The 14,482-nt window shown below is 72.0% G+C and carries 15 protein-coding genes; 8 read left to right on the top strand and 7 right to left on the bottom strand.

Annotation, left to right across the window (positions count from 1 at the left end; genetic code table 11):
- The 4 genes from ACWDRW_RS31720 to ACWDRW_RS31705 all read right to left on the bottom strand — a co-directional run bounded on the left by ACWDRW_RS31720 (nucleotide 1) and on the right by ACWDRW_RS31705 (nucleotide 4,485).
- Nucleotides 1-621: a cytochrome b/b6 domain-containing protein gene (locus tag ACWDRW_RS31720; RefSeq protein WP_451729126.1), complete on the bottom strand. Its 621-nt coding sequence runs from the start codon at nucleotides 619-621 to the stop codon at nucleotides 1-3.
- On the bottom strand, nucleotides 605-1,330 hold the full coding sequence (locus tag ACWDRW_RS31715; RefSeq protein ID WP_451729123.1) for a molybdopterin-dependent oxidoreductase: 726 nt from the start codon (nucleotides 1,328-1,330) through the stop codon (nucleotides 605-607). Before ACWDRW_RS31715 ends, ACWDRW_RS31720 begins: the two co-directional genes overlap by 17 nt.
- A 146-nt stretch (nucleotides 1,331-1,476) precedes the next feature.
- Nucleotides 1,477-3,015 carry an APC family permease gene (locus ACWDRW_RS31710; RefSeq protein ID WP_451729121.1) on the bottom strand — a complete coding sequence of 513 codons (1,539 nt, stop codon included), beginning with the start codon at nucleotides 3,013-3,015 and terminating at the stop codon, nucleotides 1,477-1,479.
- A 519-nt stretch (nucleotides 3,016-3,534) separates the two neighbouring features.
- On the bottom strand, nucleotides 3,535-4,485 hold the full coding sequence (locus ACWDRW_RS31705; RefSeq protein ID WP_451729118.1) for a hypothetical protein: 951 nt from the start codon (nucleotides 4,483-4,485) through the stop codon (nucleotides 3,535-3,537).
- Nucleotides 4,486-4,834: 349 nt separating this feature from the next.
- Here ACWDRW_RS31705 and ACWDRW_RS31700 point away from each other — a divergent pair, with 349 nt between their 5' ends.
- The 7 genes from ACWDRW_RS31700 to ACWDRW_RS31670 all read left to right on the top strand — a co-directional run bounded on the left by ACWDRW_RS31700 (nucleotide 4,835) and on the right by ACWDRW_RS31670 (nucleotide 9,966).
- Nucleotides 4,835-5,728, top strand: a complete 894-nt coding sequence (locus ACWDRW_RS31700) for a DMT family transporter (protein WP_451729116.1) — start codon at nucleotides 4,835-4,837, stop codon at nucleotides 5,726-5,728.
- A gap of 27 nt (nucleotides 5,729-5,755) precedes the next feature.
- The gene (locus tag ACWDRW_RS31695; protein ID WP_451729112.1) at nucleotides 5,756-6,280 is read left to right on the top strand and encodes an NUDIX hydrolase; all 525 of its coding nucleotides are present in this window, start codon (nucleotides 5,756-5,758) and stop codon (nucleotides 6,278-6,280) included.
- Nucleotides 6,281-6,300: 20 nt separating this feature from the next.
- Nucleotides 6,301-6,693 (top strand): YidH family protein, encoded by a 393-nt coding sequence (locus ACWDRW_RS31690; RefSeq protein ID WP_451729110.1) that lies wholly within the window; start codon nucleotides 6,301-6,303, stop codon nucleotides 6,691-6,693.
- On the top strand, nucleotides 6,690-7,013 hold the full coding sequence (locus ACWDRW_RS31685; protein ID WP_451729108.1) for a DUF202 domain-containing protein: 324 nt from the start codon (nucleotides 6,690-6,692) through the stop codon (nucleotides 7,011-7,013). Before ACWDRW_RS31690 ends, ACWDRW_RS31685 begins: the two co-directional genes overlap by 4 nt.
- A 232-nt stretch (nucleotides 7,014-7,245) precedes the next feature.
- A complete protein-coding gene (locus ACWDRW_RS31680; protein ID WP_451729105.1) occupies nucleotides 7,246-7,542 on the top strand; it encodes a hypothetical protein in 297 nt (98 codons plus the stop codon).
- Nucleotides 7,543-7,701: 159 nt separating this feature from the next.
- A complete protein-coding gene (locus ACWDRW_RS31675; RefSeq protein WP_451729102.1) occupies nucleotides 7,702-8,745 on the top strand; it encodes a phosphotransferase family protein in 1,044 nt (347 codons plus the stop codon).
- 6 nt (nucleotides 8,746-8,751) lie between these two features.
- Complete coding sequence (locus ACWDRW_RS31670; RefSeq protein WP_451729100.1) at nucleotides 8,752-9,966, top strand: acyl-CoA dehydrogenase family protein; 1,215 nt, start codon at nucleotides 8,752-8,754, stop codon at nucleotides 9,964-9,966.
- 5 nt (nucleotides 9,967-9,971) lie between these two features.
- Here the strand turns inward: ACWDRW_RS31670 and ACWDRW_RS31665 are convergent, their stop codons facing one another.
- From ACWDRW_RS31665 to ACWDRW_RS31655, 3 genes are read right to left on the bottom strand one after another with little or no spacing between them, the layout of a single operon-like run.
- Nucleotides 9,972-10,565 carry a TetR/AcrR family transcriptional regulator gene (locus tag ACWDRW_RS31665; protein ID WP_451729098.1) on the bottom strand — a complete coding sequence of 198 codons (594 nt, stop codon included), beginning with the start codon at nucleotides 10,563-10,565 and terminating at the stop codon, nucleotides 9,972-9,974.
- A 27-nt stretch (nucleotides 10,566-10,592) separates the two neighbouring features.
- Complete coding sequence (locus ACWDRW_RS31660) at nucleotides 10,593-12,257, bottom strand: class I adenylate-forming enzyme family protein (protein WP_451729095.1); 1,665 nt, start codon at nucleotides 12,255-12,257, stop codon at nucleotides 10,593-10,595.
- Entirely contained in the window at nucleotides 12,254-13,018 is a 765-nt protein-coding gene (locus ACWDRW_RS31655; protein ID WP_451729092.1) for an SDR family oxidoreductase, read from the bottom strand. Before ACWDRW_RS31655 ends, ACWDRW_RS31660 begins: the two co-directional genes overlap by 4 nt.
- A gap of 174 nt (nucleotides 13,019-13,192) precedes the next feature.
- On the opposite strand from ACWDRW_RS31655, the gene ACWDRW_RS31650 reads away from it, so the two are divergent.
- Nucleotides 13,193-14,431: an exo-beta-N-acetylmuramidase NamZ family protein gene (locus tag ACWDRW_RS31650; RefSeq protein ID WP_451729089.1), complete on the top strand. Its 1,239-nt coding sequence runs from the start codon at nucleotides 13,193-13,195 to the stop codon at nucleotides 14,429-14,431.
- The last annotated feature ends 51 nt before the right edge of the window (nucleotides 14,432-14,482 follow it).

Raw genomic sequence — 14,482 nt, 5'->3', positions numbered from 1 at the left:
TCACGGCCGCCACAGCGGATGCTCGCGGTCCGCCCACTCCCGGCTCACCGAACCCGTGCGCATCCCCCGTCGTGCCTCCGGGTCCGCCAGGGCCATGCCGATGTGGCCGGCCAGGACGATGCCGATGGTCAGGGCCAGCCAGTCGTGCACGAAGGTCGCGCTGGTGCGCCACATCAGCGGAGTGAGGTGGGTGAACCACATCATCAGGCCCGTCCCGAGCATGACCAGCGTGGCACCGGCGATCCAGGACGCGTAGATCTTCTGGCCCGCGTTGAACTTCGCCGCCGGACGGGACGCCGGGCTCCTGTCCCGCCGCAGCGCCGCCCGCAGCCAGCGGCGGTCGTGCGGGCCGAAGCGGTTCAGCCGGCCCAGGTCCGCCCGGAGCGCGCGGGAGGCCAGGCCCGCGAGCAGCGGAACCGGCAGGGCCAGGCCCGCCCACTCGTGGATCCGGACCATCAGCTCACGGCGCCCGACCAGTTCCGCGAGCTGGGGGACGTACAGGCAGGCCGCGGTCGCCACGCAGACGCCCATCAGGAGTGCCGTCGTGCGGTGGACCCACCGCGCCGCGCGGCCGAAGCGGCGCAGCCGGGCCGTCGGCGGGGCCTCAGCTCGTAGGCTCATCGTCGCGTCCGTTCGAACGGCCGACCCAGGCGTCGACGTCGTAGCCGCGCTCCTCCCAGTAGCCCGGGCGCACGTCCTCGGTGACGGTGATGCCCGAGAGCCACTTCGCGGACTTGTAGAAGTACATCGGCGCCACGTACAGGCGAGCCGGGCCGCCGTGGCTGTGACCCAGGTCCTTGTCCTGCATGCGCAGCGCGACCAGGACGTCGGAGCGGCGGGCCTGGTCCAGGGTGAGGCTCTCGGTGTAGACGCCGTCGAAGCAGGTGAAGCGCACCGCCCCGGCCGACGGGCGCACTCCCGCCGCGTCCAGGAGCCGGGACAGGCGCACACCTTCGAAGGGGGTGTCGGGCACCCGCCAGCCGGTGACGCACTGGACGTCGCGGACCATGCGGGTCTGGGGCAGCGCCCGCAGCTCGGCGAGCGTGTACGACCTGGGGCGGTCGACCAGGCCGTCGATGGTGAGGCGGTAGTTCCCGGCGTTCTTGCGCGGCACGGAGGAGGCGACCGAGTAGTAGCGGAAGCCGCCGCCGTTGGGGAGCAGTCCGGTCAGGCCCGTGGGGTCCTTCTCGGCGGCGCCGGCGAGGAACGATTCCAGTCCGCGCTGGAGGACCGGCGCGGTGGCCACGCCGAGGGCACCCAGGCCGAGGGTGCCGAGGAAGACGCGGCGGCCCATCGGCGTTCCGCGCTCCTCGGGCTGTTCGGAGTTCACGTCCTCATTCGAGCACCCGCGCCCCGGGCGGGCCAGGGGTCGCGGGCGCTCGTCAGGGTTCCGTAATGTCCGCGGGAGCATCTCGGGGATGTCCGCGGGAGATTCTCGGGGCGAGGAGCCGGGGCGGGAATCTCGGGGCGGCAGGATCAGTGCGAGCTCTCCGCCGCCTTCTCCAGCTGGAACGCCTCGTTGCCCAGGCCGATACGGGCGTGCGCCTCGGGGGCGCGGGCTCGCAGGACCAGGCCCTGGACCAGGCCGCCGACGAGGGCGAGGGCGATGATGCCGGGCAGGATCCAGTGCAGGGACGAACCGGGGCCCGAGCCGACGAGTACGTCGAAGTCCTTGACGGTGTAGACGACGATGAAGAGCAGGGCGATGGTGGCCAGGCCCGCCGCGGCCAGACGCCAGAACTGGGTGCCCACCGCGCCCCGGCGGACGAAGAAGACCACGACGGACACCGAGGCGATGGCCATCAGCAGCGTGACGCCGAGCGCGCCGACGTTGCCCATCCAGGTGAACAGGTGCAGCACCGGCGCGGTCGGGTCGCCGGTCGGCTTGTCGTCGGTGAGCGCGAAGGCGGCCACGACCACCAGGGCGATCACGGTCTGGAGCAGGGAGCCGGTGCCGGGGGCGCCGCTCGCGCTGGTGGTACGGCCGAAGGCGGAGGGCAGCAGGCCCTCGCGGCCCATGGCGAAGGCGTACCGGGCGACCACGTTGTGGAAGCTGACCATGGCGGCGAACATGCCGGTCACGAAGAGCACGTGCAGGACGTCGGTGAAGGTCTCCCCGACCAGGCCCTCGGTCAGGAAGAACAGCATTCCGGCGCTCTGTTCCTGAGCGGTGCCGACGACGGCGTCGGGGCCGGTGGCGACGGTGATCGCCCAGCAGCTGATGGTGTAGAAGACGGCGATGCCGCCAATGGCCAGGAACATCACGCGGGGCACGAGGACGTGCGGGCGGCTGGTCTCCTCGGCGTAGACAGGTGCCTGCTCGAAGCCGAGGAATGCCGCGACGCAGAAGCACAGGGCGGTGCCGATGCCCGCGCCGCTCAGCGTGTCCGGGTTGAAGGCGTGCAGGGAGAGGCCCTCGGGACCGGGGTCGCCGAGGGCGGCCACGTCGAAGATCACGACGAGCGCCACCTCGATGAGGAGCAGGACGCCGAGCACGCGCGCGTTCAGGTCGATCTTCAGCCAGCCGAGGGCGCCGACGAACAGCACGGCCAGCAGCGCCGGGATCCACCAGGCGAGTTCGATCTCCAGGTAGGTGGCGAACAGGGCGGAGACCTCGAAGCCGAAGATGCCGTAGATGCCGACCTGGAGGGCGTTGTAGGCGACGAGCGCGACCAGGGCGGCGCCGGCGCCGGCGGTGCCGCCGAGGCCGCGGGAGATGTAGGCGTAGAAGGCGCCGGCGTTGTGCACGTGCCGGCTCATCTCGGCGTACCCGACGCTGAAGAGGGCGAGCACGACGCCGAGGATCACGAAGAGGAGCGGCTGTCCGACGATGCCCATGACCCCGAAGGTCGTGGGCATGACACCGGCGACGACCATCAGGGGGGCCGTCGCGGCGAGCACGGACAGCAGCAGGCCGATCGTGCCGAGCCGGTCGGCGCGCAGGGCGCGGTCCTGGCCCTTGAAGGTGCTGATGCCGGCGGTGTCGCCGACGGTTCTGGAGCTGCCCATCGTCATCGCGGGGCGTCCTTTCACAGATCTCGGGGGTGTCCGGGGTGCTTCGCGGTGCGGGGTGCTGCGGGGTGCTGCGGGGTGCTGCGGGGTGCTGCGGGTCTTGCGGGGTCCTACGGGGTCCTGCGGGGTCCTGCGGGGTCCTGCCGGGTGCGGCGGCCCGCCACTTGCCGCGGGGTCCCGCCAGGTGTGCCGGGTGATGCGGGTTGTGCCGGGTGCTTGCGAGTCGTGCCGGGTGCTGCGGGGTCCCACCAGGTGTCCCGGGCGCTGCGGGTCGTGCCAGGTGATGCTGGTCATGCCGGGTGGTGCCGGTCATGCCGGGTACTGCGGGGTCCCACCAGGTGTGCCGGGTGTGCGGGTCGTGCCAGGTGATGCTGGTCATGCCGGGTGGTGTGGGTCCTGCCAGGTGTGCCGGGTGCTGCAGATCGTGCCGGGTGGTGCGGGTCCTGCCAGGTGATGCCGGTCATGCCATGTGATGCGGGTCGTGCCGGGTGGTGCGGGTCGTGCCGGGTGGTGCGGGGTGTTTCACACCGTGCCGAGCGCGCTGTCGCGGGCGGCACGGAAGGCGGGGTACGGGTCGCGGTCCGGGTAGGACCATGGCGCCGGGGTGGCGTGTTCGCCGATGCGGTGGAACAGGGCGGCCGCCTCGGCGCCCCGGCCCTCGCAGAACTTGGCGTGGGCGAGGAAGTTCAGATCGACCAGGCGGCGCGGATGCCCCTCCTGCTCCCACTCCAGCCACCAGTCGAAGGCCGCCTTCAGCACCTGGCGGGCCCGTCGGCCGACCCAGTGCCCGGAAGCGGCCGGGTCGGGCGGCTCGTGCCCGGCGGCGGCCAGTACCCGGTAGCGCTCGGCGTGCGCGATGACCGGCAGGATCGCCAGCGGGGAGTCGGCGGGGGCCCGCTCGGCGGCGCCGTTGGCGAAGTCGTAGACCTCGTGCAGCGGGTCCGGGCCGACGGCCGGGTGGCGCTCGGCGAGCCGGGCGACCATCAGGTGGTGGGCGTGGTGGTGGTCGGGGTGCCGGTGACCCAGCTCCTCGAAGTGCTTCAGCGCCTCGTCCTCGGTGCCCGTCCCCCGGGTCAGCATGAGCAGGCCGAGCCACGGGGTGGGGTCGGCGGGGGCGTGCACGGCGGCCGTACGGCAGGCCTCGCGGGCGCGGTCCGGCTTCTCCTTGCCGCGCAGGACACGCTGGACCTGGGCGAGGGCGAGCAGGACGCGGGCGTCGGCGGACTCGGGCTCGGCCAGCAGCCACTCCCGGGCCCAGGGGGCGCTGTAGGGCTCCTGGGCGAGGACGGTGATCCGGTGGCCGCGCCGGTCCCAGTCGTCGCCGGTACGGGCCAGCAGGGAACGGGCCGCCTGCCACCGCCCCTGCGCCAGCGCCGTCCGGGCGGCGACGAGGTCGAGGTCGTCGAGGGCGCCATCTAGGGTCCGGTCCGCGCGCTTGCGGCCACGACCGAGGGGTGGCGGGGGTGGAGACACCTCGGGTACATCCTCACGCGACGCGAGTCGTCGTCCGGTTTCGGTTTGCCATCGAGCGATCACACACAGCCAACCCCCCGCCAACACTTCGCGTCAAGGGCCGCCAGCGCGTTACACGCGTCAACTCCTGTGACTCATGGGGCACTTGTGGCGTGTTGTCGGAGTCGGTATGGCACATTGGACCGTACCTGTGGCGTACGCCATGGCGTCGATGGCATCGGGCACGGACCATTGCGTGAAGCCCATCGCCCTCCGGCTCTCCCGGAGGCGCACCCGGCCCCGGGACGCTACAGTCGGCCCTTACGCAGTACGCCCCCCGAGCCCCGGCCGAACGATCGAGGAACGTCGCGTGTCGCTTCAGGTTCTGATACTCGCCGTGAGCGCCGCCTGCTGCCTGGGCTTCGGATTCGTCCTGCAGCAGAACGCCGCTCAGAAGGCGCCCCTCAGTGACTTTCTGTCCCCCCGGATCCTGCTGGACCTGGTGAGGGTGCCGCGCTGGCTGGGCGGTATCGCCCTGATGGTGGCGGGCATGGCGCTGGGCGCCGCCGCCCTCGGCCAGGGCGAGCTGTCCCTGGTGGAACCCCTGCTGGCGACCAACCTGCTCTTCGCCATGGCCCTGTCCCGGCGCCAGACCCGGCAGCCGCTCGGCCGCCAGGGCTGGACGGGCCTGCTCCTGCTCGCGGGGGGTGTGACCGCGTTCATCGTGGCCGGGCAGCCGAGCGGCGGCGAGGCCCTCAGCGACCCCTCCCGGCAGTGGCTGATCATCGGCGCCATGGTCGGTACGGCCCTGCTGCTCACGGCGTACGCCAAGCGCTCCCGGCTGAGCGCGGGCCCGGCCCTGCTGGCCACCGCCGCCGGTCTCCTCTACGGCGTCCAGGACGCCCTGACCCGGGTGACCGGGGAGCGCTTCGGCGAGGGTGGCCTCGGCGAGGTGCTGACCGGCTGGCAGCCGTACGCCGTGCTGGCGCTCGGTGTCACCGGCCTGGTGCTGGTGCAGAGCGCCTTCGAGACCGCGTCGCTGCGCATGTCGCTGCCCGCCCTGACCGCGGCCCAGCCGCTGGCCGGGATCCTGTGCGGCGTCGGCTTCCTCGGCGACCGGCTGCGCACCGACGCGGGCGCCCTGGCCTGGGAGTCCGCCGGCCTCGCCGCGATCGTGGTCGGCATCATCGTGCTCGGCCTGCACCCGGCGATGCCGTGCGGCGCGAAGGTCCGCGAACCGGCCCGCGCGCTCCAGCCGAGCTGACTCTCCGGGCCTGCTTGGATGGTCCGCATGAGCGCAGCTGACGAGATCCTCGACGTCGTCGACGAGAACGACCGTGTCATCGGTCAGGCGCCCCGCGGCCGGGTCTACGCCGAGGGCATGCGGCACCGGTGCGTGTTCGTCCAGGCCCGGGACACGCAGGGCCGCCTCTTCGTCCACCGCCGCACGCCGACCAAGCTGGTCTTCCCCTCCCTGTACGACATGTTCGTCGGCGGAGTCGTCGGCGCGGGCGAGCGCTACGACGTGGCCGCCCTGCGGGAGGCCGAGGAGGAGCTCGGGGTGTCGGGACTGCCCGAGCCGGAGTTCCTGTTCAAGTTCCTCTACGAGGACGGGGCCGGGCACAGCTGGTGGTCGGCCGTGTACGAGGTGCGCTGCGAGCTGCCGGTCAGCCCGCAGGTGGAGGAGGTGGCCTGGCACGCCTTCCTGCCCGAGGAGGAGATCGAGGACCGCCTCGCGGACTGGGAATGGGTGCCGGACGGACTCGCCGCGTACGAGCGGTTGCGGGCGTACCGGGCGGCGGAGGGCTCCCGGTAGCTCCGGGTAGTGTCCGGGGCGTGATCGAATTCGTACGGAACGCCCGGCTGTGGTTCGCGCCCGAGGAGGTCCGGCGCGAGGGCAGCACGCCGGACTACCGGTTCTCGCTGGCCAACGAGCGCACCTTCCTGGCCTGGCTGCGCACCGCGATGGCGCTGGTCGGCGGCGGTTTCGCGGTCGACCAGTTCCTGCCGGACCTGCGCTGGGGCTGGCGCGTCGGGCTCGCCCTCGCCCTGCTCGCGGCGGGCGTGCTGTGTTCCCTGCGCGCGGTCAACCACTGGGTGCGCTGCGAGCGGGCGATGCGCCGGGGGGAGGATCTGCCGGTCTCACGGTTCCCCGCGCTGCTGAGCGTGGTGGTCGCGGTCGTGGCGCTGGCGATGGTCGTGGTGGTGCTCGTGGGGTGGGAGGGGTGAGCACCGAGCCGGTGCCGGCCCGGGACCCGGGGCTCCAGCCCGAGCGGACCCGGCTCGCGTGGCGCCGTACGACCCTGGCGGGCACCGTCGCCGCGGTGCTCGCCGTGCGGGCGGCCCTGCACAGCGGGGTCTCGGCGCCCCGGATCGTCGTGTGCGCCCTGATCTTCGTGCTGTGGCTGTGCTTCCTGGCGGTCGCCAACCGCCGTATCCACGCCCTCGCCGCAGGACCGGAACCCGGGCCCCTCGCCCCCCGGCACGCGACGGCGGCGGTGCTGTGCACGGTGGGGCTCGCGGTGTGCGGGGCGGCGCTGATCCTCTGAGGCCGAAAGGCACGCGGCCCGGGCGGCCTCCCTGATGCCCGGGACACGGCACAGGCCGGGCGGCCTCCTGCCCGGGACACGGCACAGGCCGGGCGGCCTCCTGCCCGGGACACGGCACAGGCCGGGCGGTCTTCGGGTACCCGGAACGCCACGCAGGGCGAATGACCTGATATGCACCGTTCTCGTGGCAGCCTGTCCGTCGTCATCACCCGGACGTTCGAAGGTGAGCAATATGACCACCTACCACCAGGAACACGCCTCCCACGCCCACACCCACGGCCCCGGTTGCGGGCACACCGAGGTGCCGCACGGCGACCACGTCGACTACGCGCACGGCGGGCATCTGCACCGTGAGCACGGCGGCCACTGGGACGAGTGCGAGCCGGGCGACCACACCACCCACGCGGGCCACGACCACCAGCACGGCGAGGCCTGCGGACACGAGAGCGTCCTGCACGGCGACCACGTCGACTACCTCCACGACGGCCACCGGCACGCGGCCCACGACGGGCACTGGGACGACCACTGACCCAGACCCCGGTCACGGCCGAAAGACAGCTCCTCGCGCCCCGCGCGGGGAGCTGTCGGCCTATCGTGGCTCCGATCACGTTGGGCTCGCGCACTGGACGACATACCGACCGGTCGGCATCATTGGTCGGGACTTGTTCACCTGCCCGTAGGAGCCTCGATGAGCCCCGACCACCCGCCCGGACTCGATCTCGACCGGCTGCGCGCCCTGCTGGACCGTGAGCGCCCCGGCCTGGTGCAGGGCCCGCTGACCGGCCGGTTGATCGAGGGTGGACGGTCGAACCTCACCTACACCGTCTCCGACGGCACGGCCCGCTGGGTCGTACGGCGGCCTCCGCTCGGCCATGTCCTCGCCACCGCGCACGACATGAGGCGCGAGCACCGGGTGATCAGCGCGTTGCACCCGACGAACGTGCCGGTGCCCCGTCCGATCCTGCTGTGCGAGGACGAAGAGGTCATCGGGGCGTCCTTCTACGTCATGGAGTTCGTCGAGGGCACCCCGTACCGCACCGCCGACCAGCTGGTCCCGCTCGGCGCCGAGCGCACCCGGCAGGCGGTGCTCGCGCTCGTCGACACGCTGGTGGACCTGCACGCGGTGGACCCGGCGTCGGTCGGCCTCGCCGACTTCGGCCGCCCGGAGGGTTTCCTCGACCGCCAACTGCGGCGGTGGGGAAAGCAGCTGGACGCCTCCCGCAACCGCGAGCTGGCCGGAATCGACGAACTCCACGCGACCCTCGGGCGCAGGCTGCCGACGTCGCCCGCGCCGACGGTCATCCACGGCGACTACCGGCTGGACAACGTCCTGATCGGCCCTGCGAGCGAGCCGGACGGTGGGGCCGACCAGATCAAGGCCATCCTCGACTGGGAGATGTCGACGCTCGGCGACCCGCTCACCGATCTGGGCCTGCTGGTGATGTACAGCCTGCCGCTGGGCATGCCCGACTCCCCCGTCTCCACCACCGCCGAGGCACCGGGTCACCCGGACCCGGCCGAGCTGATCGAGCGGTACGCCGCGCGCTCGGGGCGCGACGTCTCCGCGGTCTCCTGGTACACGGCGTTCGCCTGGTTCAAGCTCGCCGTGATCCTGGAGGGCATCCACTACCGCTACACGTTGGGCCAGACCGTCGGACGCGGCTTCGACCGCATCGGCGACCTGGTCCCGGTCTTCATCGACCACGGTCTGACCACTCTCCAGGAAGGCTGACGGGACATGGACTTCGCGTTCGACGCGCGCACGGAGGAACTGCGCGGCAAGCTGCTCGCCTTCATGGACGAGTACGTCTATCCGGCCGAGGCGGTGGCGGAGGAGCAGCGGGCCGCGCTGGCGTCCCCGTGGGACACCCCGGCGGTCGTGGAGGAACTGAAGGCCGAGGCGCGCAGGCAGGGACTGTGGAACCTGTTCCTGCCGGACGCCGAGCACGGCGCCGGGCTCACCAACCTCCAGTACGCGCCCCTCGCCGAGATCACCGGCCGCTCCCCGCACCTGGCGCCCACCGCGACGAACTGCGCCGCGCCGGACACCGGGAACATGGAGGTGCTCGCGCAGTTCGCGACCGAGCAGCAGAAGAAGCAGTGGCTGGAGCCGCTGCTGGCCGGTGAGATTCGCTCGGCGTTCGCGATGACCGAGCCCGAGGTGGCCTCCTCGGACGCCACCAACATCACCACGCACATCGAGCGGGACGGCGACGAGTACGTCATCACCGGCCGCAAGTGGTACATCTCCGGGGCGATGAACCCGGACTGCAAGATCTTCATCGTGATGGGCAAGACGGACCCGGACGGCGAGGACATCCGCCGTCAGCAGTCGATGGTCCTGGTCCCCCGCGACACCCCGGGCGTGACCGTCAGCCGCGCGATGCAGGTCTTCGGCTACGCGGACCACTCCCACGGCGGCCACGCCGAGGTGGTCTTCGACCACGCGCGCGTGCCGGTCGCCAACCTCGTCGGCGAGGAGGGCGGCGGCTTCGCCATCGCGCAGGCCCGCCTCGGCCCCGGCCGGATCCACCACTGCATGCGGCTGATCGGCATGGCCGAGCGGGCGATCGAGCTGATGTGCCGCCGGGCGGTGTCCCGTACGGCCTTCGGCAAGGCCCTGGCCCAGCAGGGCGTGGTGCACAACTGGATCGCCGACGCGCGGGTGACCGTCGAGCAGCTCCGGCTGCTGGTGCTGAAGACGGCCTGGCTGATGGACACCGTGGGCAACAGGGGCGCCCACACCGAGATCCAGGCCATCAAGATCGCCACCCCGCGCGCGGTCGTCGACATCATCGACCGCGCGATCCAGCTGCACGGCGCCGGCGGGGTGAGCCAGGACTTCCCGCTGGCCGAGCTGTACGCGGCCGCCCGCACGTTGATGATCGCGGACGGCCCGGACGAGGTGCACCAGCGGTCGCTGGCGCGTCGGGAGCTGAAGAAGTACCTGTAGGAGCCTCAGGGGCGCAGGGCCCTCAGGAGCAGGTCGGCCAGATGGTCGGCCAGCTCCTGGGGGCTCATCGGGCCGTCGGGGCGGTACCAGGTCGACAGGTGGTGGACGGAACCGAAGTGGTAGTCCACCACCAGGTCGGCCGGGGTCGCGGTGGAGAAGACCCCGGCCTGCTGGCCCTCCTCGATGAGCGCGCGGAAGCGCTCGTGGTAGCGCCGACGCTCGGCGCGCACCTGCTTGTTCTTCTCGGGGCTCAGATGGTGCATCGAGCGAAAGAAGATCGAGGCGTCGTCGAGGTTGTCGATGGTGGTGACCACGACGTCGGCGGCCGCGGCCCGCAACCGCTTCTCCACCGGCTCGTCGGCGCCCGCGAAGGCGTCCAGGCGCTCCTGCTGGACGCGCAGCACGCGCGCGTACACCTCGTGCAGCAGGTCGTCCTTGGAGCCGAAGTAGTGGTACAGCGCCCCCTTGGTGACGCCGGCCGATTCCACGATCTCCTGCACCGAGGTGCGGTCATAGCCCCGCTCGGCGAAGAGCCGGGTGGCGGCGGCCAGCAGCCGCTGCGGGACGGGGGTGCCGTCTCCGTCCGTCGTCCTGGGCACTGTGCCGCCACCTGCCTTCCGAGGTTCTCATGTGCGGTTCTGCGCGCGGGAACGAAGTTCCCGCCGGAGGATCTTCCCACTCGCCGTCTTCGGCAGGTCGGGCAGGATCTCCACCTGGCGCGGGTATTTGTAGGCGGCCAGTCTCTCCTTGCAGTACACCGCGAGTTCATCCGGGTCCGGCTCGGCGCCCGGACGCAGACTGATGTACGCCTTCACGGTCTCCCCGCGGTACCCGTCGGGCACCCCGACGACGGCCGCCTCGCGCACCGCCGGATGGGTGTACAGCACGTCCTCGACCTCGCGCGGCCAGACCTTGAACCCGGACGCGTTGATCATGTCCTTCTTGCGGTCGACGACGTACAGCCAGCCCTCGCGGTCCATGAACCCGATGTCCCCGGTGCGCAGCTCGCCACCGGGGAAGGTCTCCTCGGTGGCCTCCGGGCGGCGCCAGTATCCGGGCACGACCTGCGGCCCGCTCACCACGATCTCGCCCTGCTCCCCGAAGGGCACCTCTGCACCCTCGTCGTCGAGGATCCGCACGACCGTGTCGGGACCGGGCACGCCCACGGCCAGCGTCCCCGAGACCGGGTCGACGGGCGCCTCCCGGGCGGGCGGCACGGCGGCGCAGGGGGCGGTGCACTCGGTGAGCCCGTAGCCGTTGCGGATGTACGGCCCGAAACCGGCCCGGAACTTCTCCACCAGCGCGGGCGGCAGCGGGGCGCCGCCGGAGGAGATGATCCGGAAGGAGGCGAAGTGCTCCCGGGTGACGGACGGATGGGCGGCCAGGGCCATGAAGGCGGTGGACGGGCCGACGGTGTAGTGCGGCTGGTGCTCGGCGAACGCGTCGAGCACGACTCCGGCCTCGAAGCGGTACGCCAGCACCAGCGTGCCCGCGCTGTTCAGACAGGCGCCGAGCTGGCAGACCATGCCGGTGATGTGGAACAGCGGCGCCATCGCGAAGTACACCGGAGCCTCGGGCAGCGGCAGCCCGGTCCGCTGCCGCTCGGCGTTGTGCATGATGTTGCCGTGTGTGTTGGTGGCGCCCTTGGGGGTGCCGCTGGTACCGGAGGTGTAGCTGATCAGCGCGATGTCCGAGGGCAGCGGGTCACGTCCCTCGGGCGCCGGATGCCCGGCGCGGGCGACGGCCGCCAGGTCACCGGCGTCGCCGGCCTCGGGCAGCCGTTCGAAGGCGAGCACGCGCGCGTCGCCGCGCGTCTGGAACTCCAGCTCACAGCCGGTGAGCACCATCCGCACCGGCGAGTCGGCGGCCGTCTCGCGCAGATACGACTCCCAGGCCCGGTCGGAGCAGATCAGCGCGGCGACGTCGCCGTCCCGCAGGACGTGCGCCATCTCCCCCGACTTGTACATGGGGTTCACCGGCACGACGGTCGCCCCCGCCTTCCAGGCCCCGAGCACGGCGAGCACGAAGAGCGGGGAGTTCTGCAGCAGCACGGCCACCCGCTCCCCGCGCTGGAGCCCCCGCTCCGCGAGATGTCCGGCGACCGAGTCGCTCAGCTCGTCGACCTCGCGGTAGCTGAGCCGCCCGTCGAAGTAGGCGAGGAAGACCCGCTCCGGCACCTCGGCGGCGGCCCGGCGCAGGGCGTGCACCAGGGAGTCGGCGGGGTCGATCGGGGCGCGCTGGGCGTCGTCGAGCAGCGCGAGCCAGGGCTTGTCGGCGTACCCGGCGCTCACCGCGCGGCCTCCCACTTCTGCTGGATGTGGTTCATGGTGCCGAGCCAGCGGTCGGGATCCCCCGCGCGGTGCTCGTAGAACCCGGCGACCTCGGGGTGCGGCAGGATCAGGAACCGGTCCTCCGCCATCCCCTTGAACAGGGCGTCGGCCACGTCGTCCGGCTCGATGGCGGTCGGCTGCAGCACCAGGTCACCCGCGCTCCCGGTGGCGGCGAGCATGTCGGTCCGCACCCCCTGGGGGCAGATCGCGTGCACATGGATCCCCCGGTGCCGGTACGTGAGCGACAGCCACTCGGCGAAGGCGTACGCCCCGTGCTTGGTGACGCTGTAGGGCGCGGCCCCGATCATGGTGAGCAGCCCGGCGGCGGACACCGTGGAGACGAACCGCCCGCGCCCTCGCTCGACCCACCCCGGGATGAGTTCCTGGGCGGCCCGCACATGCGCCATGACGTTGACGTCCCAGGCCAGCGCCCAGACGTCCTCCCCGGCGGCCTCGGACCCGCCGGACCCGACCCCGGCGTTGGCGCAGTACACGTCGATGTCCGCGCCGAGCGCGTCCCGAGCGGGTCCGACGACCCCGGAGGCGTCCCCGGGCAGGGCGATCCCCCCGATCTCGGAGGCGACGGCTTCGGCCTTGGCGGCGTCCAGATCGTTGACGACCACCCGCGCCCCGGCGGAGGCGAACCGCCGAGCGAGAGCGGCCCCGATCCCCCCACCCGCTCCGGTGACGACGACTCCGGCGTCCTGCAAGGCTTCCACCATCGGTCTCCTTTGATCGCGGCTCGGGCAGACGGCTCTGCGGAGGCCAGACTAACCGGTCGGTATGTCAGAAAGAAGGGTCAGGGAGGTCCTGAGTGCAAGCGCGGGGATCGCGCGACAGGCCACATCGAACCCGCGGCTTACGAACGACACCAACCACCCCTTACCGTGCCCCTCATGCGCTTCACGAGACGAACTCTCCTAGCCGCAACCCCGGCCCTCGCGGCCACCACGACCTCCGCAGCCGCAGCCGAACAGGGTGGTGGCCGCAGGCTGCAGACCGGCTTCGAGCGCCTGGTCGCCGGCGGCTACTCCGCCCTCGACGGCCAACGAGTCGGCATCGTCACCAACCCCACCGGAGTGACCCGGGACGTCCGCCACATCGTCGACGTGATGCACGGCGACGACCGCGTCGACCTGACCGCCGTCTTCGGCCCGGAGCACGGCTTCCGAGGCACCGCCCAGGCCGGTGGCTCCGAAGGCCGCTACGACGACCCGGCGACAGGGCTCCCCGTCTACGACACCTACCTCAAGAGCGGACAGCCCCTCGCCGACATCTTCACCGCGTCAGGCGTCGACACGGTCGTCTTCGACATCCAGGACGTGGGCGCCCGCTTCTACACGTACATCTGGACGCTGTACGACTGCATGGAGGCGGCCCAGCTCGCCGGCAAGCGCTTCGTCGTACTGGACCGGCCCAACCCGGTCACGGGCCGCGCGGCGAACGGCCCGGTCCTGCACAAGGAGTTCGCCACCTTCGTCGGCAGGCAGCCGATCTCGCAGGCGCACGGGATGACGGTCGCCGAACTGGCCCTGCTGTTCAACGGCGAGTTCCTCCGGACCCCCGTCGCCTTGGACACCGTGACGATGACCGGCTGGCGGCGCTCGGAGTTCTACGACGCCTCGAAGCTGCCCTGGGTGCCGCCGAGCCCCAACATGCCGACCCCCGAGACGGCGCTCGTGTACTCGGGCACCTGTCTCTTCGAGGGCACGAACCTCTCCGAGGGCCGTGGCACCACCCGTCCCTTCGAACTGCTCGGCGCCGAGGGCGTGGACCGCCGTTGGGCCGCCGAGGCGAACCGGCTCGGGCTGCCGGGCGTGCACTTCAGGGAGGCGTACTTCACGCCCACCTTCTCCAAGTTCCAGGGCAAGACCGTCGGCGGGGTGCAGGTCCATGTCCACGACCGGGCCGCCTACGACCCCGTCCGCACCGGGATCGCCCTCCTCGTCACCGCCAAGCGGACGTACAGCGGCTTCACTTGGCGGGCGGACAACTGGATCGACAAGCTCACCGGCTCCACCCAGGTCCGTACGGCGATCGACGCGGGAGCGAGCGCCGACGAGGTGGTGGCCGGCTGGCAGGAGGAACTCGCGGCGTTCCGGAGGATTCGAAAGGAATACCTCCTCTACCGATGAGCCGCGCCGTATGGCCAACTCTGCCCCGTGGCGGGACGATACGCGCACATC

The sequence above is a fragment of the Streptomyces sp. NPDC003635 genome, assembly GCF_053587635.1.
This window is presented reverse-complemented; position numbering and strand designations above follow the sequence as displayed.

Coding starts and splice junctions, on each gene's coding strand:
- ACWDRW_RS31650 (WP_451729089.1), top strand. CDS start 13,193: ATGCGCTTCACGAGACGAACTCTCCTAGCCGCAACCCCGGCCCTCGCG.
- ACWDRW_RS31710 (WP_451729121.1), bottom strand. CDS start 3,015: ATGACGATGGGCAGCTCCAGAACCGTCGGCGACACCGCCGGCATCAGC.
- ACWDRW_RS31655 (WP_451729092.1), bottom strand. CDS start 13,018: ATGGTGGAAGCCTTGCAGGACGCCGGAGTCGTCGTCACCGGAGCGGGT.
- ACWDRW_RS31675 (WP_451729102.1), top strand. CDS start 7,702: ATGAGCCCCGACCACCCGCCCGGACTCGATCTCGACCGGCTGCGCGCC.
- ACWDRW_RS31720 (WP_451729126.1), bottom strand. CDS start 621: ATGAGCCTACGAGCTGAGGCCCCGCCGACGGCCCGGCTGCGCCGCTTC.
- ACWDRW_RS31670 (WP_451729100.1), top strand. CDS start 8,752: ATGGACTTCGCGTTCGACGCGCGCACGGAGGAACTGCGCGGCAAGCTG.
- ACWDRW_RS31695 (WP_451729112.1), top strand. CDS start 5,756: ATGAGCGCAGCTGACGAGATCCTCGACGTCGTCGACGAGAACGACCGT.
- ACWDRW_RS31680 (WP_451729105.1), top strand. CDS start 7,246: ATGACCACCTACCACCAGGAACACGCCTCCCACGCCCACACCCACGGC.